The sequence below is a fragment of the Rubripirellula lacrimiformis genome, from assembly GCF_007741535.1.
GTDB lineage: Bacteria > Planctomycetota > Planctomycetia > Pirellulales > Pirellulaceae > Rubripirellula > Rubripirellula lacrimiformis.
Genome location: NZ_CP036525.1, coordinates 753,493 through 780,094, shown reverse-complemented (window position 1 = coordinate 780,094; position 26,602 = coordinate 753,493). Strand labels below are relative to the sequence as shown.

General features: G+C 53.6%; 16 protein-coding genes and 1 pseudogene. 14 read left to right on the top strand and 3 right to left on the bottom strand.

Annotated elements, in window-relative coordinates:
* The first annotated feature begins 5 nt into the window (after positions 1 to 5).
* From K227x_RS02720 to brxL, 5 genes are read left to right on the top strand one after another with little or no spacing between them, the layout of a single operon-like run.
* Positions 6 to 1,274 (top strand): AAA family ATPase, encoded by a 1,269-nt coding sequence (locus tag K227x_RS02720; RefSeq protein ID WP_145167964.1) that lies wholly within the window; start codon positions 6 to 8, stop codon positions 1,272 to 1,274.
* Between the two features lie 4 nt (positions 1,275 to 1,278).
* Positions 1,279 to 1,932: a DUF4276 family protein gene (locus K227x_RS02715; protein WP_218933730.1), complete on the top strand. Its 654-nt coding sequence runs from the start codon at positions 1,279 to 1,281 to the stop codon at positions 1,930 to 1,932.
* 1 nt (position 1,933) lies between these two features.
* Positions 1,934 to 6,238 (top strand): BREX-1 system adenine-specific DNA-methyltransferase PglX, encoded by a 4,305-nt coding sequence (gene pglX / locus K227x_RS02710; protein ID WP_145167962.1) that lies wholly within the window; start codon positions 1,934 to 1,936, stop codon positions 6,236 to 6,238.
* Positions 6,174 to 8,783 (top strand): PglZ domain-containing protein, encoded by a 2,610-nt coding sequence (locus tag K227x_RS02705; RefSeq protein WP_218933729.1) that lies wholly within the window; start codon positions 6,174 to 6,176, stop codon positions 8,781 to 8,783. The genes pglX and K227x_RS02705 overlap by 65 nt, the downstream gene beginning before the upstream one ends.
* Positions 8,784 to 8,799: 16 nt before the next feature.
* Positions 8,800 to 10,824 carry a protease Lon-related BREX system protein BrxL gene (gene brxL / locus K227x_RS02700; protein WP_246146905.1) on the top strand — a complete coding sequence of 675 codons (2,025 nt, stop codon included), beginning with the start codon at positions 8,800 to 8,802 and terminating at the stop codon, positions 10,822 to 10,824.
* A 378-nt stretch (positions 10,825 to 11,202) separates the two neighbouring features.
* Here the strand turns inward: brxL and K227x_RS02695 are convergent, their stop codons facing one another.
* Positions 11,203 to 11,631: a hypothetical protein gene (locus K227x_RS02695; protein ID WP_145167959.1), complete on the bottom strand. Its 429-nt coding sequence runs from the start codon at positions 11,629 to 11,631 to the stop codon at positions 11,203 to 11,205.
* A gap of 10 nt (positions 11,632 to 11,641) precedes the next feature.
* Positions 11,642 to 12,580, bottom strand: a complete 939-nt coding sequence (locus K227x_RS02690) for a ParA family protein (RefSeq protein ID WP_145167958.1) — start codon at positions 12,578 to 12,580, stop codon at positions 11,642 to 11,644.
* Between the two features lie 268 nt (positions 12,581 to 12,848).
* Between K227x_RS02690 and K227x_RS31560 the strand changes: the two are divergent.
* A pseudogene (locus tag K227x_RS31560) lies at positions 12,849 to 13,235 on the top strand (RES family NAD+ phosphorylase); the annotation flags it as partial.
* Between the two features lie 41 nt (positions 13,236 to 13,276).
* On the opposite strand, the gene K227x_RS02680 reads toward K227x_RS31560, so the two are convergent.
* Positions 13,277 to 14,463, bottom strand: a protein-coding gene (locus K227x_RS02680) for an IS3 family transposase (RefSeq protein WP_145167956.1) whose coding sequence is annotated in 2 segments (ribosomal slippage) — positions 13,277 to 14,193 and positions 14,193 to 14,463 — 1,188 coding nt in all. Because the reading frame shifts where the segments join, the coding sequence is not laid out codon by codon here.
* 155 nt (positions 14,464 to 14,618) lie between these two features.
* On the opposite strand from K227x_RS02680, the gene K227x_RS02675 reads away from it, so the two are divergent.
* The 8 genes from K227x_RS02675 to K227x_RS02640 all read left to right on the top strand — a co-directional run bounded on the left by K227x_RS02675 (position 14,619) and on the right by K227x_RS02640 (position 26,488).
* Positions 14,619 to 14,936, top strand: coding sequence for an RES family NAD+ phosphorylase (locus K227x_RS02675; protein WP_218933728.1), 318 nt, complete (start codon positions 14,619 to 14,621; stop codon positions 14,934 to 14,936).
* A 1,579-nt stretch (positions 14,937 to 16,515) separates the two neighbouring features.
* Entirely contained in the window at positions 16,516 to 17,382 is an 867-nt protein-coding gene (locus K227x_RS02670) for an alpha/beta hydrolase (protein ID WP_218933727.1), read from the top strand.
* A 6-nt stretch (positions 17,383 to 17,388) separates the two neighbouring features.
* Positions 17,389 to 18,354, top strand: coding sequence for a sugar phosphate isomerase/epimerase family protein (locus tag K227x_RS02665; RefSeq protein ID WP_145167953.1), 966 nt, complete (start codon positions 17,389 to 17,391; stop codon positions 18,352 to 18,354).
* Positions 18,355 to 18,436: 82 nt separating this feature from the next.
* Entirely contained in the window at positions 18,437 to 19,450 is a 1,014-nt protein-coding gene (locus K227x_RS02660) for a 3-keto-disaccharide hydrolase (RefSeq protein WP_145167952.1), read from the top strand.
* Positions 19,451 to 19,549: 99 nt separating this feature from the next.
* Positions 19,550 to 21,919: a beta-agarase gene (locus K227x_RS02655; RefSeq protein ID WP_145167951.1), complete on the top strand. Its 2,370-nt coding sequence runs from the start codon at positions 19,550 to 19,552 to the stop codon at positions 21,917 to 21,919.
* Between the two features lie 393 nt (positions 21,920 to 22,312).
* Entirely contained in the window at positions 22,313 to 23,842 is a 1,530-nt protein-coding gene (locus K227x_RS02650; RefSeq protein WP_246146904.1) for a sulfatase family protein, read from the top strand.
* 20 nt (positions 23,843 to 23,862) lie between these two features.
* Positions 23,863 to 24,240: a hypothetical protein gene (locus K227x_RS02645; RefSeq protein WP_145167949.1), complete on the top strand. Its 378-nt coding sequence runs from the start codon at positions 23,863 to 23,865 to the stop codon at positions 24,238 to 24,240.
* Positions 24,241 to 24,361: 121 nt separating this feature from the next.
* Positions 24,362 to 26,488, top strand: a complete 2,127-nt coding sequence (locus K227x_RS02640; protein WP_391540473.1) for a right-handed parallel beta-helix repeat-containing protein — start codon at positions 24,362 to 24,364, stop codon at positions 26,486 to 26,488.
* Positions 26,489 to 26,602 lie beyond the last annotated feature (114 nt).

Here is a 26,602-nt window from a genome sequence, read left to right as displayed (position 1 = left end):
GCATTATGGAAAACGAAAAGAAACTGACGCGACCGCATATTCGTGAATTGCGGCTTCGACGATTTCGTGGCTTCGAGAATGCACGTTTGGTGCTTAACGATTTCACGGTGATTGTTGGTCGAAATGGGGCCGGTAAGTCCACGCTGATGGAAGCGATTGACTTTGTGCAGGACGCAGTGACGCATTCCGTATTGACGGCGTTGGAACGCCGTGGTGGCATTAACTCGATTCTGCATCGCCCGAGCAGTTCCGGCGATATCCCAGAAAGTGTCGAAACGGTCGAAGGCACTAAACGTTCCGTTGGCAAAGACTTGGAAATTGCAATCGACCTACAGATCCCGCTGACACCAACAACGCATACGAATGTGCTGTATGGCTTCACGCTTAGTCCTTATCGCGGACGTTCGGGGTTTCAGGTCAAGCGAGAGTATCTCAGAACGTATCCGAAAGAATCGTTTTCGTTTTATCGGGAGGGTCGAACCTTCAACTCGGAGATCAGATCAGCAAAGCCATCGGTGCATCGCGAGTCGTTAGTCCTTCCGCTCGTGGCTGGGGAAGAGGACGTCTGGCAGATGACGCTTGACGTTCTGCGACGCATGCTCGTATACGATCTTTCACCGCAAATCATGCAGTCAGAGCCGCGGATTGGAAGTCAGGAGTCGCTCGCTCGCGATGGATCAAATCTTGGCGACGTGTTGCGACGCTTAGACGACGACAAAGAAGAGATGGACTGGATCATCGCTCACATGAATGCCGTGACGCGCGATATTTGTCGAATCCGGGCAGGCGCTTCGGCGGGAAGGCGTGTTGTTCGTTTCACACAGACGATGGGCGGGAAAGACACCGAGTTCGTGGCGACTGACATGTCAAGCGGAACACTTCACAGTTTGGGAGTGCTAGTCGCGTTGCGGCAGAAGCCGGCACCATCGCTGGTTTTCATTGACGAAATTGAAGCCTCCATTCATACAGCGGCGCTTTCATCGCTAATGAATGCTGCTAAAGCAACCAGCACTGATCATTGCCAAGTTGTCGTTTCTTCACACAGCACGGACGCACTGTCACATGAAACTGTCAACGCCGACAATGTGCGAATTGTTGATTGGCAGTCGGATAGGAGTTACGTCTTTGGGATTGGTGAAGGCACGCGTGAATTACTGGAACCGCCTGAAACCGTGGGTCGGTTGCTTCGTTCTAATTCGCTTTGGAAGGAAGACCAGCCTTCAGAAGTTATAGGAGATCTTTTTCAGGTGGGCACCGATGACGGGAAGGACTAGGTACTTGATCATTCCAATCGTGGAAGGCGACGGGGAAAAAGACGCAGTGCCGATCCTCCTGAAGAATTGGTTCAAGTTCCGGCGTTTCTTCAATTTCCACACGACCGACGAAGCTGTTTTCGCACCGCAAAGTGCGATGATCGCTCCGTACGATGCGGAACGTGAAAACGGCATTGAGCACTATGTGCGACGGGCTCGTGCTGCACGGCCAGATGCAATCTTGGTCATATTGGATTCCGACAAAGAGTGCATTCAGCGTCGGGGGAAACCTGCTGACCAACAACTTGGCCCAGAACTGACGCGCCGAGCGCAAGCGGCAGCGGATGGAATTCCGGTAGAGGTTGTTGTTGCGAATCGTGAATACGAAGCATGGTTTCTCGCAGGCTACCGCCGACTGAAGCAACGCGGCGTTTTTCACACTCAGGTGAAGTTCCGCGATGGTTACGATGTCGAAGAACCTGGTGGCTCGAAACGCAAGGTATCCGAGTGCATGGCAACAACGAAGCCCTATTCACCAACTGCGCATCAGCCGCAACTGACGGCGGCACTCGGTTTTGGATCGTACATGGCAGGCTACTCGCCGTCGTACGGAAAACTGTTGAGTCGTCTGGAACGCATCACACAGCAAGCGCGAAGAAACCGCAGGGCGAGACGTTAGCATGGCATTTGACAAGACAACTCGAAACCACCTCGCAGGAATGGTCGCTGAATGCAGGCGGCTTCTCTCCGCTGATATCGGTACGCAACTGCAGTCGGTTTACGGCATTCAGCCGGATGGTACGGCATCGGATGTAACGAAACTTCGACTTGATGATCGAGGACGAGAGATCGCTACCGCGCTTCGGCAGTGGCTCGACCACTTGGCAGTTTCAGATTCGTCTGGCGATGAGGCAACACGCCGGAAAAATGCTGTGTTTCGTATCAAGCACGAAACCGCATTTACTTTTCTCAATCGACTTGCCGCCATGCGGACGTGCGAATGTCCCGAACGTGGGGACGGACGGCGTGGCCTGATCATCGAATGTGTCTCGAAGGGGATGGAATCGGCAGGGTTTCAGCTGTATGAGCAGTTGGCAAGGAATGCCATCGGTGATCGAGAGACGACCTATCGAGTTTTCCTTGAACACATGTTCGACGAGCTGGCGATTGATCTCGGGTTGCTCTTCGATCGTCGAGCCGTTCAATCACTGATCTTTCCGGGTCCAGACTGCCTGAAGGCCGTCGTCACGGAACTCAACAAACCTGACGTTGCCAACCTTTGGAAGTTGGATGAAACCATCGGCTGGATCTATCAGGACTTTAATGACGAAAAAGAGCGGCGGGAGATGCGTAAAGTTTCTGCGCCTCGCAACTCACGCGAACTGGCGGTGCGGAATCAGTTCTTTACGCCACGATACGTTGTCAAGTTTTTGACGGACAATACTCTGGGCCGAATCTGGTACGAGATGCGTACTGGTCAAACGGCAATCACCGATGAATGTGAATTTCTCGTGCGTCGAATGAATGAAGTGTTCCTTTCATCGGGGCAACAACCACCTGCGTCAGACGACGATGACACGGAGCCATCCCTCGAAGATGACTTTTTCGTTCCGTATCGTGCAAAGAAAGATCCTCGCGATCTAAAAGTGCTCGATCCTGCTTGTGGCTCCGGGCATTTCTTGCTGTATGCATTCGACTTGTTGGAGACGATTTATCTTGAAGCATGGGAAGATCAACGGCCACCGGCATCCGAAGCGACGGGGCGGACGTTAAAGGTCGATTACCCGACCGAAGACGAGCTGCGACGTGCGATACCAGAATTGATCCTTCGTCATAACCTGCATGGCATCGATGTTGATTCACGCGCATGTCAGATTGCCTCTCTCGCACTTTGGCTGCGAGCCCAACGCAGCTATGAAAAACTGCAAATATCGCCAGCGGATCGTCCGCGAATCGGCAAGTCGAACATTGTGACTGCTGAGCCGATGCCCGGAGAAGAAGACCTGCGTGCTGAGTTTATTGCAACGCTACAGCCACCACTACTCGGACAACTGGTTGAACGTGTCTTCGAGTCGATGGAACTTGCCGGCGAAGCAGGTTCACTTTTGAAAGTGGACGAGTTGATCAGCGAATCGATCGCTGCCGCGCAAAAAGAATGGACGAACCAATGGGAGAAAGCAAGAGACAAACAAGGAAATGAGCTGTTGTTCTCCGTCGGCGAGTTGGACGCCATCAAAGAGGACAAGCAGCAAACATTGGATTTTTCTGATGTCACAGATGACCAATTTTGGCACGAAGCAGAGAGCCGGATTGTCGATGCACTTCGTCGGTACGCTGATCAGGCTACAAATGGAGCATCGGTTCGTCGTGGGTTGTTTCAAGAGGATGCCGCTCAGGGGTTCGCGTTCATCGACGTGTGTCGGAATCGATACGATGTCGTTCTAATGAATCCTCCCTTTGGTGAGCCCCCGGTGAAGTGCGAAAAGTTCTTTGATGACGCATTTACTTTAACGAGCAACGATCTCTACGGAATGTTCTTTGAACGAACACTTCAATGGCTTTCCGAGGGGGGCAAGGTAGGCGCAATTACCAATCGTACTTGGCTGGGCTTACCCACGTTTGAGGAACTCCGCACGAACGTATTCACCAAACTTGGGGCCATCGAAACTGCTGCAGACCTCGGCTCTTTCGTACTGGAGGCACAGGTAGAAACGATTGCGACAATAATTGGCAAAGGTGCGACCGAGGAAACGGAAGCGATATGGACGCGACTCTTAAAGACTCGACGAAAAGAGGAGATGCTGTCCGAAATTATTTTGCAGGTGCAAAATGGCACGTTGCATCCATCCGCGTTTATCGCAAACGCGAAACGGTTCTTGGACATGCCGAAAGCCGTCTATGGATACTGGATGTCAACCGAATTGATCGAACTATATTCCCCAAAACATGCGATCAAACCAGATGTTGCGGATGTTAAGCAGGGACTCGCAAGCGGAAAAGATTTTCGTTTCCTGCGTTTGGCTTGGGAAGTTCCTCCGTCGGAGTTGTCACTGCAGGGTACTTGGCCCAGATTTGCAAAAGGCGGTGAATACTCGCCTTTCTTTGACGACATTCATCTCACCCTAAAGTGGATTCGCAATGGCGAAGAACTTATCGCGTTAGGTAGTGGACGCCCACAGAACACGCAGTTCTTTGGGTCAAGTGGTATTACGTGGCCTCGCCGCACAACAAGTCCGTTTGGGCCAAGAGTGTTCTCCAGAGGGTGCGCCTTCGGCGATAAGGGCCCAGCCGCAATCACAAAAGCAGGCTATTCGCCAGCCGTTTTACTTGGAATCCTCACGACCCGTCCGAGCAGGCTACTTCTCTCAGTCCGCCTTGGTGCTGGCGACAACGCGCCCGGCTCGGCCTCTAAATCATATGAAGTGGGACTAATCGGGGCTCTCCCATACCCGGATTTGTCTGATGATGCGGAACGACGAATCGGAGAGTTGACTAATCAAGCAATTGATGCAGTCCGTATCGCGCAGTTTGATGTCGATGAAACGACGACCGGTTTCACCGTTCCACCTGCAGTCAAGTTTTCTGCAAATACAATTCGTCAATCTACTATGCAATGGGTAGTGGAACGTGAACACCGACTGATTCAATGGTCTGAGTCTGAGCAAGGACTCGATCGTGTCGTAGCCGCAGCCTTCGGATTTACGGAGAGCGACTTTGAGATAATGAGTGAGGAGTTGGAGTTCCCACTCAACCAACTCGAATGCGTTGAAGCCATTGATGCTGACGTGTTCCGCGACGCGTACCTGACCAAAAAGGTGTTGCCCGGCGACCGTCTTCCCGGTGGAGAAGATGCTTCTGCGGATGTCCGAGTGGAATCTCGTCGTAAGAAGCAACAATCACTTCGTTCCGAAGCAACAATCTGCCGTTTGTTCGAGATCACACCAGCACGCTTTGCTGAACTTCGTCAGGAAGCTGAACTTCTGCGTTCAGAAGATTTGCAGGAAGTAGCGGCAGGGACGCTGAGTTACTTGGTTGGTGCTGCATTCGGACGGTGGGACTTACGGAAAGCAATTGATCCTAATCTTCGTCCCGACCTTGCTGATCCGTTTGCAGAACTTCCTGCGTGTTCACCGGGTATGCTCGTCGGCGATGACGGCTTGCCGCTCACGGCGGCACCTGCAAGCTACCCCATTACAATCGCCGACAACGGCATTCTTGTCGATGATCCCGGACTGGACGGACACCGCCCTCATGACTCGGATATTGTGAGCCGCGTGCGAGATGGCATCGCTCAGATTTGGCCGCATCACGCAGAAGCGATTGAACTGGAAATTTGCCAAACGCTTGGTGTGCAATCAATCCGAGAGTTCTTTCGGACGCCAAGTCATTTCTTTGCTCATCATCTTTCACGATACAAGAAGAGCCGGCGTCAGGCTCCCATTTACTGGCCTTTGTCTACTGCATCGGGCTCATACACGGTTTGGGTTTACTATCACCGGCTTACCGATCAGACCATTTACACCATCGTCAACCAATATCTGGAATTGGGAAAGATTGACGAGGTTCAGCGAGCAGTAACACGAACGGAAGAAGAACTGGCTGGGGCGAGCGGTGCTGAGCAAACGCGTCTGAAAGATCAACTTACTGAACAGCAGGCATTTCTGAATGAACTCAATGATTTGAAGACCGAATTGCTTCGGATCGCTGATCTGCCTTACCGCCCAGACTTAAACGATGGTGTGATCATCAACGCCGCGCCACTTCATGAACTGTTTCGTCACCGGCCTTGGTCCAATGACTGCGAAGAATGCTGGCAGTCGATTGAGAGTGGTGAATATGACTGGTCGCATTTGGCGTTCAACATTCGCACCGACGAAGTAACAGAAAAATGCCGATCGGATCGTTCGCTTGCCATTGCGCATGATCGAGAAGAACTGTTCGTGGCAAGTGCGGCACCGAAACGATCACGAAAGAAAAAGGCGTAGAGGCAATATGAGCGTAAGCACATTCATTCACCGCCGACTGGTCGATCTGCTTGAAGAGCAGCGTGTCGTCGTCTGGTATGACGCAGAACAGTCCTTCACGGAATTGGTCGCGAAACTCACCGTACCCAACTGCATCGTCGTCGATACATCGCTGTCAACTCTCCAGTCTCGACGTGAATCCGATCGTGTTCTGGCTGGGATCAACAACCCGGATGATTCGGAACTGAAGCACAAACATTTGCTGGTTTACTGTCCTAGAGGTCGTGGCAAACGAGAAGAAGAAAGGTACGAAGACCCGTTTGAGGTCTTCGCTGTTATTGGCGCGGCCTTTGGTGACGACGAAGGTGACAAGCTGCAATCGTTGGCACGGCAGGCAATGCCCGATCGATCTGGTGAAATCGATCGACTGTTCGATGAGGGTCAGCCAACGCTTACCATGCTCGACAATCTAAAAGTCGGACAGTCGTTTCCGCTCATCAAGGATTGTCTGGGCACCGATTCACCGATGGATGTGGTCGCCAAGGTTCTTTGTGAAAAGGGAATTGTCGGCAAGATAGAAGGGACTGCCGGCGTTATTGATGAACTGCAGAGGATGTTGCACGACGAGTACGGCTATTCGCCTCCACCGCGCAAGGCCAAAGTCGAAGCGAAGCTAGCCCCGTTGGGTGCGTATGTGCTGTTGTCAGAATTTGTATTCGACTTGCAGACTGCAGTGCCGGATGGACTGAGCGACCTAACCGTTGCCGACACTGCTCACCGAGACCGAATCTTTGCAGTCTGCGATCGAATGCGAAGAAACGATGATTTCCGTGAGGGCTACATTAGTTTGGCTCAGCGGTTGGAAGACGAATTGAAGCTTCGTGAATCGTTTGCAGACTGCGACCAACTTGGAGTTCGTGACACGTTCCCTTTCGAGGAACAAAGGTTCCTGAAGCGTCTGCCGGAACTGGTCAAGTCAGGTGACTTGGATGCTGCTGCCAATATAATCAACGCAAGACGCAGTTCGGTTTGGTCATCTCTGGGGGAACGGGCCCTGTTGTGGAAGGTCGCAGAGAGGTGTGTCGATTTCCTGCGAATAGCCAAGGTATGTGCCAAGAAGATCCTGCCACCATCGCAAAGTCCCAAACAGCACGTCGAGAATTATGTCAGTCGCGATAACGGGCTGTGGTTGATCGACCAACACCAGCGATTAGTAGAACATGGCTCAGCGAGTTGTTCGGAAGACGAGGAAATCGAACCGTTGGTGGATTTGTGTCGCAAAGAGTATTTCGCGATCGCCGGCAAGGCACAGGACTCGTTCTTGGAAGCTGTCGCCCGCGACGGATGGCCCCCTGAAGCAACGAGCCGGCACACGCAAACATTTGATAAGCATGTTGCACCTCTTCTGGCAGAAGGCGGACGAGTCGCCTACTTCCTTGTTGACTCTATGCGTTACGAAATGGGTCATGATCTGGGAGCCAGCTTGGAAGGTCACGGTAACGTCCGCGTGGAGTCCTCAGTCAGCATTCTGCCTACGGTGACGCCATTCGGAATGTCCGCACTCATGCCCGGTGCTGAAGCCGCGTGGAAGATCATCGAAAAGAAGAACGACCTGCTGCCTGCCCTTGGCGATGATGTGATGCCGGGAGTGACAGAGAGAAAGTCACTGCTCAAAAGTCGATTCGGTGACCGTTTTGCTGATGCCACACTGGAGAGCGTGCTTACGATCAAAGACAAGCGGCCTCCAAAACAGATTGCCAATGCAGATTTGGTCGTTGTTCGTACTCAGGAGATGGATGCCTACGGTGAAGTGATGCCGCTGTATCAGGCTCGTAAGCACATGAGTGGTATTCTTGGTGAATTGGTGACTGCAACCAACCGCCTAGCGAAGCTGGGTTACACGCACTTCGTGTACGTGGCGGATCACGGTCATGTACTTCTTCCCGAGATCGCTGCTGGTGACGCAATCAAGAAACCTCCGGGAGAATGGAAACTTGAGAAGCGACGTTGCCTGCTCGGTCACAGTACCGGGCCGGCCAGCGGGGTGACGATCATCAAGACAGAAAAGTTGGGCATTGATGTCCCTGTTCCAGAAATGGCCGTCGCATCGGGTTTCCGCGTCTTCAAAGCAGGTGCCGGATACTTCCATGAAGGGATATCACTGCAGGAGTGCGTTCTTCCGATCGTTGTTTTGACATCAACCAAGGCCAAACAAGAAACATCAAGTTCGACGGACATACAGATCCGCTACCGAACCGACAGCTTCACCAGTCCGATCATCGGACTGAAGTTGTTTCACAATAGTTTGTTTGATGAGGCGTTGCTTATTCGACTCGAAGCGTATGATGGGACCGGTGCGAAGGCCAATTCCATTGGTGAAGCAGCCGACTGTGACGCACGTGACCCGAATACAGGTTTGATTACGCTGGGCAAAGGCGAGACTCAGGTTCCTCTGCGAGTTGATGATGACTTTGAAGGAAAGCAAATTGAAGTGCGTGTGATCGCCGCCGATGGACCGGGTGTCGTTCTGGCAAGAAAAACACTGAAAAACAAAATGTTGATGTAGGGAAAATACCGTGTCGATGGACGCACTTGATCAAAAAGTTACTCGCATATTCGCCGGCAAAGTCGTGCGTAAGGATCTGCTACATCAACTCAAAGGTGGAGAGAACGTTCCTTCGTACGTGCTTGAGTACCTGCTCGGAAAATATTGCGCGTCCGATGACGAGCAGGAAATCAAACTTGGAATCGAGGCCGTCAAGGATACGCTGACTCGGAACTACTTCCGCCACGACGAAGCCAACAAGGCGCAGTCGCTTGTCGAGCAGAAAGGGAAGTATCGCTTTATCGATCGCATCGACGTTCGATTCTTGGCAAGCGAATCGAAGTATTGGGCTTCGATGGACAACTTTGGATTCAACCGTATCCACGTCGCACAGGAATACTACCGCCGCTATGAGCGCTTGCTTGAAGGTGGCATCTGGGCAATCACAGATGTCGAATACCACGCAAATGACGACGGACCAAAAGGCAGTCCTTTTCACATCGCGGCAATCAAACCCGTCCAGCTTGCTCGATTCGACTTCGAGGAATATGCCCAGCTTCGTTCAGAGTTCAGCACCGATGAATGGATTGACATCCTGATTCGTAGCGTCGGCTTGGAACCGCAGACGTTTGATCGTCGGCTAAAGCTCCTGTTGTTGTCGCGTCTGATCCCATTCGTCGAACACAACTACAACTTTATTGAACTCGGGCCGCGCGGCACAGGCAAGTCATACGCATACAGCGAGTTCTCCCCGTACTGCATTCTTATTTCAGGTGGCAAAGCCAGCAGTGCAAACCTGTTCTACAACAATGCTCGGCGGAAAGTCGGGTTAGTTGGCTACTGGGATGTTGTTGCGTTTGACGAAGTGGGCGGCATGAAGGTCAGTGATCCTGATGTGATGCAGATCATGAAGGATTATGCGGCAAATGGACGATTCAGTCGGGGCGTGGCTCAGATTACCGCCGAGGCATCGCTGGTTTTCGTCGGCAACCTTAATCAGCCGGTGGAATCTTTGGTCGCAAATTCCGCTACCGACCTGTTCCAGCCATTGCCCAAAGAATTCGACTTGGCATTGATCGACCGATTGCACTTTTACCTGCCCGGCTGGGAAGTGCCGAAGAATTCAACGGACATCCTGACTAAGCATTACGGATTCGTGACAGACTATCTGGCTGAAGCTTTTCGCCATCTGGCAAAGAGCAACCAGACAGACACAACAGAGAAGTTCTACCGGCTGGGCAATCACGTCGAGGGCCGAGATGCCAGAGCTGTCCGACGAACGGTGAGCGGCTTCGTGAAGCTGTTACATCCAGACGGAAAGTACGAGAAGGAAGAGGTGCGAGAGTACGTTGAGTTGGCGCTAGAAGGTCGCCGTCGCGTGAAAGAACAGCTGAAGAAGCGACACTTCACGGAATTTCACAAGACCAGCTTTTCGTACATCGACAATGAAACCAATCACGAAGTTGTGGTCGCTGTTCCCGAACAAAGTGGAACTGGTTCAATCAGCCAAGATCCATTGCCGGCAGGTTCTGTCTATGCCGGTGTGATCGACTTGGAAGCCAATGTTGGTCTGTACCGGATCGAAGTCAATTGCTTGCCGGGCACTGGGAAACTGAAATCACCGGCCAGCATGGAGAAGACGTTGAAGGAGTCACTTCAACGCGCGTTTTCCTACCTGCAGGTCAATCAAGACAAAATGGGCCTAACGACATCGATCGCCCAGAAAGACCTGATGATTGAAGCTGTCGAGCTTACGGGCGGAAGAGTTGAAGCCGGCTGTGGTATTCCGTTCTTTATCGCCATGATGTCGGCCATCCATGATCGTCCCGTCGATACCAGCATGGTGATCCTTGGAGATCTCACAATCCAAGGGAACATCAAAGGGCTCAGTTCCATCCTCGAACCACTTCAAGTCGCGGTAGACAACGGAGCGACTAGAGCATTGGTCCCCATCGCGAACAAAAACCAGTTTGCTGCTTTACCAGAGGAAGTTGTCGAGAACCTCGAATTGGTCTTCTACGGCGATCCGGATAGAGCGTTACGTCGAGCCTTGGCAAACTAGGAGAAATGTGCCCACCTTTAGGAATCGCAATTCGCTAGCCACGAATAGTGGCCGCGTTCAGCTCGCCACCGGGTCACAATCCGTACACCTCAGCAAGATTCCCGTCCACTGCTCTAGAGTGCCGAGGCGAATCCGCTGCCAAAACTTGGATTTCGGGAAACGCTAGACCGAAGGCGTTCGCTTCTTGCTGTAGTGAATGGCCCAATTCGAATAAGCATGTCCGTTCAGAAGAAGCTGCTGGCAAGCGACCGCCTTCGGTACAGGCTGTGATAAGTTAAGCGATGAAGATGTTGCTCTAAAACGCAAAATAGAAGTTTGTCGGAAGCCAGCTTGGCGCGTCCGGTGCGTGACACTCCCAAAGCTGAACCTGCATTTCCCTTACTCGGTAGACGACTCGTCAGGTTCATGCGAGCCTTGAATGGCTGCTGAGCTCAGGCGGTAACCGATGGTCGCTTCGATTATTCGTGAACGAATTAGATCGAGTTGGTCACCCTTGCGAACGGGAACATCAATGCATTTTGCTAGTCGTGTCAGCTCGTCTTTCAACGCCGCTTCTTCGTTTAGCAGTTTCTCGCCTTCTTCCCGAGTGGCGACAGTTTGGAGCTGTTTGATGAGCTCGCGAAAGTCCTCTTCTGTCGACTTCGCTGCAGGCTTGGCGGTAGCCTGACCACGACGACCCTGCAAGCCCAGCTGAAGTTTTGCTGCACCACTTGCAATATCTTCGAAATCTGCATCATCGAGGGCGGCCACTTGACGAGCTAGATCTCGGAGAATCGAAACAAATAGATCTTTATCCGAACGTGCCATTTTTTTATTCCTACTCAAGGCCAACAAGCCCCTCAAATTCCGTTACGAAGTTTTCAATCTCGGCTACAACATCCGGATGTGTCGTCCCGCTATATTGGTTTAAGACGACAGGCACTCCTTGCTCTGCTGCGTCGGCAAATATCGTCTTGTTCTCGCGAATTAGTGATCGGAATACTTTGATACCGAGACTCTCTGTTCTTGCAATGAACGGTCGCTGTGCTGAGATCGGGCGCCCCGAAGTAATTTGGATCATGGTAAAAACAACACCCAGAATTTCTGGCTCAATGATCTCTTCTCCATCATCTGGATCATGCGTCGCATATTCGTTGTAGTCTCTCACTAACGCGTTCAGGTTGCGGATCAGGTAGCTAATGCCTAGCGTTGAGAGGTAGTCCGGCTTTGCGGGAATCAGAATTCGATTGCTTGCAACGATGGCTGTCTTCGTGGTGATATTGAAATTTGGCGGACAGTCAATTAGCACGATGTCATATTCGTCTGGATCAAGGTTCGCGAGTTCATCAGACAATCGGCGATGCAGTTTTAGAAACTTCGCTTTTGCTTGAGACATAGTGGCGCCACCAAGCTCTGTCGCTAACTCCAGGTCCACGTTGATCAAACCCAGATGAGATGGGACCAAATGAAGCTTTCCCGCATCTTTGTTCACCTTTTCAAGTCTGGCTTTCACCTTTGGTGGTTCAAAAATCAGTGATTTTAGAGGAATCGGGCTACTGCTCGAGGCCGAATCGAACCAAGCTTTGATCGTCTTGTCTTTCGACAATTTCTCTTGCCAGATGTCTGGGCTAACAAAAGAAAATGTCAAGCTGGCTTGAGCATCTAGGTCGAGAACCAGCACGTCATGTCCACGCACAGCCAATTCCGCAGCGAGATTCGCTGTGGTGGTGGTTTTACCAACGCCACCTTTGTAGTTTATTACCGAAACGACATCCATTTTGGGCGGCTCCAAGATTGAAAGCTAAAGGGGGCGGCATTCTAGAGGGGTGGGCTTCGATCCACCATGCCGCATATCGCAATTTTTTGGTCCATCGGGGAGCTCTGTGGGGCGGTTAGGAGCTATCGCAGAGCGATGCGAGTTCAGGTAGTTTCGTTCGTGTGCTGACGCCGATCATTCGGAACTTCCAGTCACTTTTTGATGTCAAGGTCTTTGTGTAGCACGTCCACACAGCCCGCAACTTGAATCTAGCCGCACGAGTAGTAGCATGTCAGAAAAACTGAAACTCGCACCTCTCCAATTGAATTGGCTGATTCGCCACGTTTCGTTTGAGAAGCATGTCCAATTCCAGAATCGTTTCGTACTCGATGAGCGTGATCGGGAGTATGTTCAATCAATCGTCAAAATTGCGAACGAACATTGCAGTGACGCAATCGACTCTGGAACAGAATTCTTTCGAGCTCGAGTGCACCCCGCACAATCTACGGCAACCCACGTGCCGTACCTCGGCTACGAATACAAGCCCACGAAGTTTCCAGCGGATCAAATGCTCGCTCCACCGGAACAACTAGCTAAGCCGGGCAGAATCAGCCCGGCAGGACTGCCAGTGCTATACGTTGCTTCCGACGAAAAAACCGCGATCGCGGAAATTCGGCCTTGGGTCGGAGTGGAATGCCCCCAATTCCTGGTCCAGTGTTATGAGAGTAGGGATTGGGTAACAGAATTCGCAGTGGGCTGCTTCCGCGGAGGGAGCGCAGCGACCGTAGCGGAAGCAGCCCACTGCGAGGCAAACTCCGCCGGGGTGAGACCACCAAGACCACTGTGTGGACGACGGTGGTTGTACGTTTGACGCCAGGATTCAATCACGGCCTGAGCCTCAGCTAGGCTGCCGAACAACTCGCAGGCCAAACACTCGTCGCGGAACCGACTGTGGAAGCTTTCGACGTATCCGTTCTGCCAGGGGCTTCCCGGTTCGATGTAAGACGTGCCTACCTCGATGAAGTCGAGAAACGAGCGAACCGACTTGCTGATGAACTCCGGCCCGTTGTCGCTACGAATGAATGACGGGACGCCGCGGATCACAAATAACTCGCTCAGTAAATGCACCAAGTCATCGCCGGTAAACTTCCGACCAACCTCCAGGGCAATGCACTCGCGAGTGAACTCGTCGATCAACGAAAGAATTTTCAGTGATCGACCGTTCTCGGTTCGGTCGAAGATGAAGTCGATCGACCAAACATGATTAGGACGCTCAGCTGCTCGGCGATTGATACCCCCGTCTGCATTTCCCATCCGTCGCTTCTTTGCCTTTTTCACGGGTACTTTGAGTCCCTCTTGCTTCCAAAGTCGATAAACACGTTTGAAGTTCACACGCCAACCTTCCTGCCGGAGCAAGCGTGTAATCTGTCGATATCCGTAGCGAGGGAATTCACCCACGAGCTCAAGAATCCGCGCGATCAGACGCGGTTCTTCTTCATTGGTTTTTGCCGCGTAGCGTTGGCTACTACGTGGCTGGCCGAGCGTCCTGCAAGCCCGACGCTCCGAGACGGCGAAACTGTGCTGTAACTTACAGACTGCGTCGCGTCGTCGCGCCGGGCTCAGAAGTTTCCCTCTGCGATCATCTTCAACATCTTCTTGTCGAGCTCTGCTTCGGCGAGCAGTTCCTTGAGTCGTTGATTCTCAATCTCGAGCTCGCGGAGTCGTTTGGCTTCATCGGACTTCATGCCGCCAAACTGCTTCTTCCAACGCATCCAAGTCGATTCGGCAACCCCAAGCTTCTGGTAGACCTCCGCAGCAGTCTTGCCAGCGGCCAACATCGCCTCGCCCTCAGCCAACGCCTTCACGATCTGTTCAGGCTTTCGTCGTTTTCGTGCATTCGTCATTTCAAGAATCTCCAAGGCCACCATCGGCCGGTAAACTCTCATAACTCATGGATCAGCTTTTGGGGAGCACGCCAGGAGCATACCTAACGACTGCGAAAATAAAGACGAACAAGGAGCTGCGAGTCGCAGATTTGCGTCTTGGATATCTGGGGAACGTGTTCAAGAATGAAGCAGAGAACGAGAGTTTTTCGACATTCTGGAACAGAGTCATCTGCCTGAACTTTTCCGAACCGATGCATCCCGAGGATGCGGCTGCATACGCGACGACGCAGGTCCTTAGTGCGCATCTCCATGCGGCTGGCATTGATGGTCTTTTGTACTCAAGCGCCATGAATCCGAACGGCCACAACTGCGTGATATTTGCAAAAAACAACGTTGAGATTATGTCAACGCGACTTTGTCGTGTGGAATCGGTTAGCCACGAAGTGGAATGGAAAGCCGATAGCAATGTAATGAAAAGCAGCGGCGATTAACTGAGGATTCGCTCGAAAGTTTTGCATAGAACGAAGAATAGGTTTCAGGACTCAAACTCAGGGGCGATCGTCTGGCTTGCTAAAGGCACGGTGCGCAAATCCATTTTCACGCAGTTGGAATTCGCCTCTTATCTTCGGCGCCGGCTTCGGATTCTGCTCCCATCGAGGAAACCGAAGCGTCGAGCCAGTTAGCTCCCCAAAGGCCATTCATACTTTCCTGCTGCCTCGCCTCGACGAAGCTCATCACGAATTCCTGCGCTAACGACCTGCCGCTAACGGTTGGCCGGCGTGTTACCTAACAATACCGAACAACCTCTCAATACTGCGATTCAATGCAACTGATCTAGACAGGTGCAACGATCGCAGTACATTGAAAACACGAAGAAACGGGGTTTTTAGCGATAAACGGCTGGTGGCAATTCTGAACTTCGGAACCGAGGGTTGCAGGTTCGAATCCTGCCGGGTGTATTTTGCGGCCTCCCCTGGCCCGTCAGTGGACATCACGAGCTCGGTTTTACCGGGCTTTTTTTGTGGGTTGATGGCTGCTGATTCCTGTGGCCCCCGTGGATTGGCCTACGGACTGCCCTCCACCGAAGCTCGGTAGGGCTATCGCCCGGTCGAAGTCACCCCCTGACAGCCCGCGACCGCGGGCAGGTAGTGGGCTTCCGCAATCGCTCCGCAATGCTCCCATCGGGTGCGGCGGCTTGCGTGAAATTCTCTGAACGACCTGAGGAAGACTGGCAACCCAGCTCGGCCAATGATTCTCTTGAATGTCGTTCGCAAATTGTTTTTTGTGCCGCGGTACCGCCCGATCACTTAGGCAGCATCAAGTAGGTATCCGCGGAACAGCCCTGCCCTGCCCCGCTGCGCGATTGCAAAGCGGCGGTTCGGTTCAACCGGCGTCTGAGCCGCAGGGAGATAGCCCCGGTTTTCGGCATGGCGGTTCTGGCTCCCGAACCGGGGCTATCGCCCTGCGGCTCAGGGGATGCGGGAAACTTCGACCGACGTAGGCCAGATCGTCCAGCACCAACGCAATCTTTCTTATCGTCTGGCACAGGAAACGGAGGCATCCACGTCTCCTTGTTGTAAGCATTCAGCCACACTGCTCGACAAGCTGATGACGACGCCGACGTCAAGGACGACGGCCCGCTGGCGATGCAGCGCCAGCGAACACGATGGGGGCGAAGACAAAGACGCGCGCAGCAGACGACGCAAGTCCCGTGCGCACTGCGGACGACGCGAATCTCGCTGAAACCATGGCGGGCGAAGGGTCGCCGCACGGCATACGTATCGATGCTGCGGATCCGACTGTGACGCGTTCGCCCGCTGGCGAGGCAGGCCATGAAACAGAAGCCGGAGCTTGCAGAATCTGTTAAGACTAAGCATCCATTGCGGCGTGATCTTGCTGAACCCGAACGGACATCCGCAGCAGTTCTCCCCTGGTCTCCTCTGCCGCATCGATGATCACCGGACACACGCTGGTCGTGGATGGAGGATGGACGATCGTTTGAATTTGCCTGACCTCTCGATTTGCCTGACTGACAAGCTACTCGACCCACCCCATAGCGAGCCAAACCGGATGAACAAACCAATCTTCGCCTTCGTGATTGCACTCTTCTCGCCTGGGCTATTGTCAGCCCAAACGCTGCGCGAGCGTGACATCATCTATCAGCGAACCGAAGGTGTTGCGTTGACGATGGATGTGTTTGTGCCAGAGAAACCGAACGGCGTCGGGATCATCAAGATTGTTAGCGGCGGTTGGAAGTCGAATCACTCCAAAGTGAAGGACGGCTTTTCCAGTCCCTACACCGATCAAGGGTACACGGTCTTTGCCGTCTTTCACGGTTCTCAGCCGCGATACCAAGTCCGCGACATCATGGGATTCATGCATCGCGCCGTCAGGTTCATTCGCACCAACGCGGATCGCTGGAACATTGATCCCGATCGCATTGGTGTCACTGGCAGCAGTGCAGGCGGCCACCTCAGCCTGATTCTTGCCACCAAGGGCGGACCCGGCGATCCGAAAGCGAACGACCCGGTCGATCGCGCCAGTAGCGCCGTCCAGGCCGCCTGCGTTTTCTATCCGCCTACCGACTACTTGAATTGGAGCGAACCAGGCGACGACTGCGTCGGCGTCGGCAAGCAACAACGTTGGCAGCCTGCGTTCGGTGATGAATCGAAAACGGCCGAGACTCGCCAAGTGCTTGGACGCCACATGTCGCCGATCTACCACGTCAGCGAAAAGACACCGCCCGTATCCATCATCCACGGCGACGCGGACCCGATCGTGCCACTGTATCAGTCGCAGAGTTTCCAGACGGTCGCCGAGTCCAAAGGTGTGCCGATCCAGCTGGTGATCAAAGAAGGTGCCAAGCACGGCTGGCCCAACAAGGAAGCCGATGAAGTGCAATTCGTGAATTGGTTCAATCAACATTTACTGAAATAGAAAAACATGCATCAGAAAAGTCTGCTTTGGATGAATCGTCGAATGGCAGTCATCGCTTGCGCTGTCTTGGCGGCGGCTGTATCGTTGATGCCCAGGTGTTTCGCCGACGATAACAGCACGCATCATTTCAAGATTGGCACCTGTGATTGGTCGATCCAAATGCCGCTGTCGGTTGAGTCGTTTGAGTTTGCTCGGCGTAATGGACTGCAAGGCATTCAATATTCATTCGATGCGAAAGAAGAAGGCCTTGACCTGCGTCTTCCAGAGAATCGCGACATCATCCGCGAAACAGTCCAAACAACGGGAGTCGGAATTTCTTCGCTGGGCATCGGGCTGCTGAACAGAGTCCCGCTGGCGACGACGGACGAAGCCGAACGATTGGTCGTCGAGTGCATCGAAACGATGGCAAAGCTTCAAGAGGAAGCGGCTGAACTGGAGGATCGTGATCTGGCGGCCAAGGTCTCACCCAACATCGTATTGCTGGCCTTCTTCGGCAAAGCGGACATCAACGGCAAGCCGGAGTTGATCCAGACAGTCATCGAAAAGCTGAAGCGAGTCGCTCCGCTGGCGGAAAGGCACGGTTTCACCCTGGCCTTGGAAACGCTGCTGAACGAAGCCGACCACCGCCACATCCTTGCAAGCGTCGGATCGCCCGCCGTGAAAATCTATTACGACACGGGGAACGCGTCGCGGATGGGCTACGACATCTATCGCGAGATCGAGAGCCTTGGCAGCGAGAACATCTGCGAAATTCACCTGAAAGAGAATGGTGATTTGCTCGGCAACGGCGACATCGACTTTGCAAAAGTAAAAGATCTGCTCGAATCGATGCAGTACAAAGGATGGTTGATCATCGAAGGCTCATTTCCCAAGCGGATGGATCGGGCGGAAGCCACCGAAAAGAACGCGACTTACGCCCTAGATCTGTTCAATCCATCCCTTCAATCCAGCGAAACAGACAAAAGTCAATAACACGCCCTCCTGAGCCGACGGCTTACGAGATCGAACCTGCCCAGTTGAACCAATCCACCAGCCACACCAACAACCGAACACGATGAATCACAATCAAGTCTCTGACTTCAACAGCTTCAATCGCGGCTGGCTCGTCGCATTGGCAATCGTCGCAAGCTTCTTATCAACCGCACAAGCCGAAGACCTCAGCGGCGACTGGTCTGTTGAGCTCGAATCCGGCCTGCCCGCCTGGATGCGAGTGGTCGAAGAGGATGGACAGTCGCTGGTCTACATGCGTTTGTATATCGGCCCAACCGGCCCCTATAAAGCCGAGCAGGTTGACGGACGTTTGAAGTTTGAAATCCGCAGAAACCCCAAAAAGAAGAACGGACAAGCGTCGGTTACCCGAGTGGATGTTGGCCTCAACGATGGCAAGCTCGACGGTGTCCTTGATCGCCAACTCGCCGATGGAACTTCGCAGCGTGATGCGTTCACAGGAAAGCGGGTCCCACCGATGCCCGAGTCGGCTCCCGAATTGTCGAAGGTTCGATTCGGCCATCCGATCTCACTCTTCAACGGCAAAGACATCAGCGGCTGGCGAACTTACGAGTCCGACAAGACAAATGGATGGAGCGTCATCGATGGAATGCTGGTCAACTCCACCACCAAGACCGACTTCAGTCCGACCGGTTCCTACGCAAATTTGCGAACCGAGGCTGAGTTTGAAGACTTCTGGCTGCACATCGAATTCCTGGTCGAAGAAGCACGAAACAGCGGCATCTATTTGCGAGGGATGTACGAGGCGCAAGTGGTTGATCGCGACAGCCGAATGCAAGGCATCCAGGGAGTGGGCGCGATCTTCGGTGCGATCGCACCGTCCGTCAATGCGGGAAATCCCGGTGGCCAATGGCAAACCTACGACCTGACTCTTGTCGATCGGCACGTCACCGTTGTCCTCAATGGTGTGAAGGTCATCGACAACCAACCGATCGATGGCCCAACGGCGGGAGCCATCTACACGAACGCCGCCGCACCGGGCCCGATCTACCTACAGGGCGACCACACCACCGTGTCGTACCGCGACATCTATCTGGCACCGGTCGTCAGCAAGCAGTGAGTGGCAGTCGCGAGTGACGCATCCCGCAAAGAAATGCCAGCCGATGAAGAGGTTGTTTCACACTCACCCAACACAAGACTCTAAGCGGATTCCAAACTCATGATAGGAAAACACTTCTGTGTTGCCAGCTTGCTATGCATTCTGTCAACCTGTTTGACGGCCGACAAAGTGTCGATTCTGCAAGCTCAGGAGCTCAGTCGCGAGGGACAACGACGAAAGGCTGTTCACGACTACCTGTTCGATACGTTTGCCGAGGGACGTAAGACCGAATACGTCGGGCAGGGACACGACCGAGGCCTTAAGAGCCTTAACGTTCTTGAGCAAGTTTCCGAGATCGGCGATGGCGACGAGCTGTTGCTGCCCGCGGGAGCCGAGCAAATTGCGGGGCTGTTTCGGCATTTCGGTTTTCACGGCGAGGGGCTCGACCGGATCAAAGAAGTTCGTGTCTTTCCGTTCTCGCCCGACAAGGCGCCCCCGCGCAGCGTCCAGGTCAAGGACTTCTATCGCGTTCAGATGCCGTCGTTGCCACTGACGGACAAGCCGTTCGAGCGAATGAAGATTCGGTTCGTGATGAAGGATGCGCAATCTGTTTGTCGCATTGACGATCTTGTTTTCTACGCTCAAAAGCAAATTCCACCCGATTTTGACACCATCCCGTATCGCGACCTGGGTTCCGAGTTCCCTCGTGAGCAGGTCGTCATTGACGTCGACACTCAGCACGAACTTTCGATCAGTGGAACGACCGACCTGCAACGAACCAAATGGTTTCGCATTCATGAAACGCCTGGTGTCGTGCACGAGTCCTTTGAAAAGTGGGCCAATGATCGCAACTTTGGACCGGGACGAGGAGCGTTCAAATTCAACCCGGCGCTGACCCGTGGCTGGAAGAAAGGAGCCAAGACGTTGCAAGAGCGTGCGGACAAACCGGGTGCGGCGGATTTCAGCTTCTTCGACAGCTATGACGCAGGCGAACGACAACGCCGAGCGTTGCCCGCGTGGCAGAAGACGCCTTTCGCATTGTGTTTCAACGACTGGCCCGAGTTCATGTCCGTTCCCTTGAAGGGCCGTGGTACGCCGCGAGTGGAGCATTTCGACGACGCCGCCGAATTGGCTGCGGCGTACGTCGCCGATCAGATCGCAGATGGAGGATCGACGGCGGCTTGGTGGGAAGTCAAAAACGAGAGTAGCGTGGCGTCCGAGTGGGCTCACCACGGAAACAAGGATGTCGACGGTTGGGGCTTGCTCGCCGACTTTCACAATCGCGTTGCCGACGCGGTGCATGAACAGTCGCCAACAACCCAAGTCGGTGGTCCGTCGTCTGCCTACATGCAAGTGCAAGTGAACGACTTTGGCCTGTATAAGCAACAAGCCCGGTTCATCGAGGAAACACGAGGCCGTCTCGACTTCTTCTCGCATCACTTCTACGAGAACGCGTTGACGCTGGGGGCTCACCAGCGTCGTGGCGAAGGTTACTCCAATTACTTGCTCGGACGATATGAAGCGATTCTGGATATGCTTCGCGCCGACATGCACCGCGTTGACAACGTGCTGCCGATTCTGATCACCGAAACCGGATCGCTGCAAAACGGTCGTGAACCATCCGACAACTGGCTACGACTGCACGCTTGGAACGCCTACCTGACCAAGTCCATGCAGCGTCCCGATCAGATCGACCTGTTTGTGCCATTCATTTTCCTGCACATGTCCTGGAATCCGCTCAGCGGTGATGCGGCGTTCACTCCCAAGGCGGATCGCGACCGCCACGTCGACATCGACGATTTCGATCCGACCACGATCGCAAATTACTTTGAACTGTGGCGTGACTTCGACGGGCAACGACTTCCGGTTTCGTTCGACCGCGACTGGTTGGACGTGGTGGCGATTCACGACGGGAATCGAATCTCGCTGGCGGTAACGAACATGGGCGGGCGACAGATCGCCGTCGACCTTTCTGGTGTAGCCGCTCGCTTGAGCGTCAAAGAGGCAACCCAAACGAGACTGAATTATCACCGGGGCGAGGTCGTCTTCGAGCCCGAACACTCGGTTGACGCGACGGCAATTCCAGTCGACGTCAACGAAACCACAATCATTCGCCTGAATCTGCAACAACCGCTCGCACCCACGGGAACGCTGAGACTGGATCGTTGGTATGCCAGCAGAACGGCGGTTGCAAGCCAGGGCAAATTTGCTGAATTCCAAATCGGCGTCCCAAACGTAAAATCCATTCAATCCGCGAAGCTGATCATCGGGATCCATCGACGAGGCGGTTTGACCCAGCCTCTAACCGCTCGCATCAACGGCAAGCGGTTGACGGTCAACACCGGCGACTCGAACGAATTCAGCGAGTTCTTCGCCCCGATGGATTTGGAAATCCCCGCAAACATCTTGCGCGACGAAAACGAAATCATCATCGAAGCGCAAAGCGGAGCAACGATCACCTCCGTACAACTGGTCACCCTCATCGAATGAGCAATGACGCACTTGCCGATAGAGTGAATCAGCAGAGCCAAATCGACGAGTGCCGGTTCGCCATTGCCCCATGCGTCGAACAGCGAACCGGAAGTCGTCACCAAGACGACGTGAATGGCGAATTTCCCGGACCGTTCCAATTCAGTCCGTCGGGATGAACATTGGGCAGTGAACGGTTTGGCCCCCCCTGCCCCTCACCTCGATGGATGATCCTGCCGAATATGGTTCGTCAGTTTGCCCCGATAGCGATGCTGTATCGTATCCCTGGCCATGCCATGCAACATTCGGGCACTTGATCGAACCTAGGGTCATTGCCGACCCAATCATCCCCAACCAACCTCGAGGAACTCGATGCATCACTTTCCAACATGGACTGCCCTACGGATCGGTCTGATGATCAGCCAAGTGAGCTTCGCTATCGCTGCGACGGATCTGTCGGCATCTGAATTGCCCGCAACCGCTAGCCGGAACGGGGTGAAGCCTCGCAACGTTGTCTTTATCCTGACCGATGACCACCGCTACGATGCGATGGGATTCATGGGGCATCCGTTCCTAGAGACTCCCCATCTCGATTCACTGGCATCCCATGGAGTTCACTTCAAGAACGCGTTTGTCACCACTTCGTTGTGCTCACCGTCGCGAGCATCCATCTTGACCGGCTTGTACACGCACAAGCATCGTGTGATCGACAACAACCGTGCTGTGCCCGAGGGAACCATTTTCTTTCCTGAATATCTGCAGCGTGCCGGTTACGCGACGGCGTTCATTGGGAAATGGCACATGGGCGGGCATTCCGATGAGCCTCGTTCGGGATTTGATCACTGGGTTTCATTTCGTGGGCAAGGCCACTACCTGCCCCCGAATCCCAACTACACGCTCAACGTCAATGGTGAACGTGTCAAGCAAAAGGGGTACATCACCGATGAACTAACCGATTATGCAGTCGATTGGCTGGAAGATCAGCAGCACAGCGACGAACCGTTCTTTCTGTATCTATCGCACAAGGCTGTTCACGGGCACTACATTCCGGCCCAGCGTCATGTCGGACGCTACGAGGACAAGGATCTCAGTTTTTTGCCTCGCGGCGAAGGCATCACAGCTGAAAAGAACTCGCCTCGTTGGGTTCGCGATCAAAAGAACTCATGGCACGGAATCGAATTTAGCTATCACAGCGACATCGGGTTGGACACGCTTTACCGGCGCTATTGCGAATTGGTCCTTTCGGTGGACGACAGCGTCGGTCGAGTGCTGGATCAGTTGAAGAAGATGGGAATTCACGATGAGACATTGGTCATTTACATGGGTGACAACGGATTCATGTGGGGCGAGCACGGGCTGATTGACAAGCGGGTTTCCTACGAAGAATCGATGCGAGTGCCGATGATGATGCAGTGCCCAGATCTTTACGAAGGTGGCAAGGTCGTTGACAATGTGATCGGCAACATTGATATCGGCCCCACCATTTTGCACGCTGCTGGATTGCAAACGCCCGACTACATCGACGGACAAAGTTTCCTGGACCTGCCCAACACGCCCAGAATGACGTGGCGCAAGAATTTCCTCTACGTCTACTATTGGGAAAAGAACTACCCGCAAACGCCAACACAGTATGCTCTTCGCGGAGATCGTTTCAAATACATCACTTACTACGGCGTCTGGGATACCGATGAGCTGTACGATCTGAGCAAGGATCCCGCCGAGAAAAACAACCTGCTTCACGATCCCGCGTACAAGTCCGTGGCGATCGAAATGGAAAATGAGTTGTACAAAATGCTAGGGGATGCAGGAGGGATGGACATCCCGATGAACCAGCCCCGTGGCGGGTCGCAGAACAAACGCTGGAGTGACATTGGCGGAAAGTCTGCAGCAGCGTTTCCCGCCGCACTTGTCGTCGAAACGCCTGCCAACCGAACCGCCAAATAGGCATTGGCAGACAATGGGAAGTGAGCTTCGATACAACGATCGCGTTGGGCGAAAAGGCAAAGACAATCAGAAGTGAAACGGTGCAATTGAGCGACACGCTGCACGCCGCCGATGAAAGAAACTTGTCGGAACAGTACCCTGACGACGAAGGCATCAGCAAAGACGAGCGCGTTATCATCGCCAGTGATTTTGAATCGGGGATTGATGCCCCGTTCAAAATCGCACGCAAAGGCGTCGTGGCCCTACAAAACGACAAGATTGCTTTTACCGGCAAAGGCTGTGTCCAGATTACGGCGACTAGAAACGTCGACCAAGGCGGCGACGTCAAGATCCAATGGGACAAAGGTGTCGACACCTGCTTTATACGCGTCTATGTGCGATTTGACAAAGACACTTGACTTCACTGATATTGCCAACGATCAGTGTGCCACGGCACGACCGAATGAATCGCCCAAAGGATTACGAATGACGAACCCCATATTTTCGCGACGGATCTTCACGCTCCTCTTGGTCAGTGCCATGCTGGCCGCAGGGGCAAATTGCGCCGCGGAGTCAACCGCTGACTTCTATTTGTCGCCCAGCGGTTCTGACACGTGGTCGGGGACGTTGCCAGAACCGAACGGTCAACGAACGGATGGGCCGTTTGCGACGCTGCAGCACGCGCGTGACGCCGTACGGGAATCAGGTAAAGATCGCTCTGGCGATGTCGTCGTTCTCATCCGTGGGGGAACCTACCGCCTGAATCAAACCGTTGTGTTTGGGATACATGATTTTCCGCGAAGTGATTCGACCATCACGTACGCCGCTTATCCCGGCGAGACTCCGGTCTTTAGTTCTGGCCGGGAGGTTACCGAGTGGAAGCCATTTGCGGATTCACCGCATGGCCTGCCAACAGAAGCCATCGGCAAGGTGCAGGTCGCGAATGTCGCCGGGCGTTTCCGTTCGCTATTTGATGCTGACGGAATGCTGCCGCGTGCTCGGTCCGAGGGATTCATCCCACTCGAGGGCGGAAGTCGAAACGAGCTTCACTTTCCAGCTGGCCGTCTGAAGAACTGGCCGAATGTTGACGATGTCGAAATTGTCGTTCGGCCGCATCATGCTTGGATTGTAAACATCTTGCCGCTGGAATCCGTCGACGAGCAGAGACAGATCGCTCGCACGTCTATCGATGCAACCTACGCGATGAACCACCTCCATTTTCTGAAGCAAACGGCGTCGTGCTGGGTCGAGAACGCACTGGAGGAACTTGATGAACCGGGCGAGTGGGCTCTGGATACACGGCAAGGCAAACTCTATCTCTGGCCGCGAAACGACTCGCCAGTCTTGGTTCCCGAGCTGACCGAACTAATTCGCATCGAAGGGGAGATTGACAAGGAAGGTCCAAACGACCGGCCGGTTCGGAACCTGAATTTCCGAGGTCTAACGTTCATGCACGGCGAGCGTTACAGCATCACCGACAAGGATGCGGGCCTGCAGCACGACTGGGACATGCACGACAAAGCCAATGCACTGGTTCGTCTGCGGGGAACAGAAAAGTGTCGCATCGAAAACTGCCGGTTCGCTGACAGCGGCGGCAGTGCGATTCGCGTCGATCTGCACGGCAGACAGAACACGTTCTCTGGGAACCTGATCGAACACATTGGGGGAACAGGCATCCTGCTATGCGGCTATGGCCCTGGGACAAAAGACGTCAACGAAAAGAATCTGGTCTACAACAATCACATCCATCATGTCGGTCAGATCTATTCGCACTCACCCGGAATCATGGTCTGGCAAAGTGGCCAGAATCGAATCATGAATAACCTTGTGCACCATACGCCCTACACCGGAATCATCATTTCCGGGTGCATGACGGATTTTTTCCAACGCCAGGGGCGCGAACTCGGCAGGACGATCCGACGGCATGAGATCCCTCGCTTGCCCAAGCAACCGGAACTCGAAGACGTGCGGCCCTATCTTCATACCCACGACAATCGGATTGAATCGAACGAAATTCATCACGCGATGGAAATGCTTGGGGATGGCAACGGAATCTACATCCGCGGCGCCGGAGCGGGCAACGTGATTCGCCGCAACTACATCCATCACCTCGTGGCTCCCATGCTGATGCAGGCAGCGATACGTACCGACGGAGGGCAACGAGATACACTGATCGCCGAGAACCTGATCTACCAGTGCACGTCGCAGGGAATCATTCTAAAGCTGAACAATCGCTGCGAAAACAACATCGTCGCCGACATCATCGCTCCGCCGCGTGGATATTACCTCTCTCTGCGCGAAGGACCGATGACGGGGGCTACGATTCAGCGGAACATTTTTTACTCGTCGTCCAACGCCTGTACCTTCATCGATGAGCTGCCACCTGGCAAACGGCGAACAACCGAGGATCGTCGGGGACGGCAACTGGCCACATCGAAGCAGGCCGACACGGACTACAACATCTACTTCTGCGCCAGCGAACCCGATTTGGGCGTACAGATGCTGGAAAAACAGCAACGAGATGGAGTTGATGCACACGGACTTGCGATTGACCCTCTGTTTATTGATTCCGCAAACGGCGACTTCCGATTCAAGCCCGATTCACCGGCACTGAAGATGGGCCTAGTGCAGTTCGACATGTCCAAGGTTGGATTGGTAAAGAACTAAAGCAACCGCAGTGGAATTCATCAGCATCACGATGTTCGAACAATCAAAGCCGGCGAGACTTCTGGCAAAGTCGACTATCGCCAATGTGGAACATTTATCAATTCCCGGACAAAA

Excerpts from the sequence above, each read along its gene's own strand:
- K227x_RS02660 (WP_145167952.1), top strand. The coding sequence starts at position 18,437 with ATGAATCACAATCAAGTCTCTGACTTCAACAGCTTCAATCGCGGCTGG.
- K227x_RS02655 (WP_145167951.1), top strand. The coding sequence starts at position 19,550 with ATGATAGGAAAACACTTCTGTGTTGCCAGCTTGCTATGCATTCTGTCA.
- pglX (WP_145167962.1), top strand. The coding sequence starts at position 1,934 with ATGGCATTTGACAAGACAACTCGAAACCACCTCGCAGGAATGGTCGCT.
- K227x_RS02640 (WP_391540473.1), top strand. The coding sequence starts at position 24,362 with ATGCTGGCCGCAGGGGCAAATTGCGCCGCGGAGTCAACCGCTGACTTC.
- K227x_RS02665 (WP_145167953.1), top strand. The coding sequence starts at position 17,389 with ATGCATCAGAAAAGTCTGCTTTGGATGAATCGTCGAATGGCAGTCATC.
- K227x_RS02720 (WP_145167964.1), top strand. The coding sequence starts at position 6 with ATGGAAAACGAAAAGAAACTGACGCGACCGCATATTCGTGAATTGCGG.
- K227x_RS02695 (WP_145167959.1), bottom strand. The coding sequence starts at position 11,631 with ATGGCACGTTCGGATAAAGATCTATTTGTTTCGATTCTCCGAGATCTA.
- K227x_RS02690 (WP_145167958.1), bottom strand. The coding sequence starts at position 12,580 with ATGGATGTCGTTTCGGTAATAAACTACAAAGGTGGCGTTGGTAAAACC.
- K227x_RS02650 (WP_246146904.1), top strand. The coding sequence starts at position 22,313 with ATGATCAGCCAAGTGAGCTTCGCTATCGCTGCGACGGATCTGTCGGCA.
- brxL (WP_246146905.1), top strand. The coding sequence starts at position 8,800 with ATGGACGCACTTGATCAAAAAGTTACTCGCATATTCGCCGGCAAAGTC.
- K227x_RS02705 (WP_218933729.1), top strand. The coding sequence starts at position 6,174 with ATGATCGAGAAGAACTGTTCGTGGCAAGTGCGGCACCGAAACGATCAC.
- K227x_RS02670 (WP_218933727.1), top strand. The coding sequence starts at position 16,516 with ATGAACAAACCAATCTTCGCCTTCGTGATTGCACTCTTCTCGCCTGGG.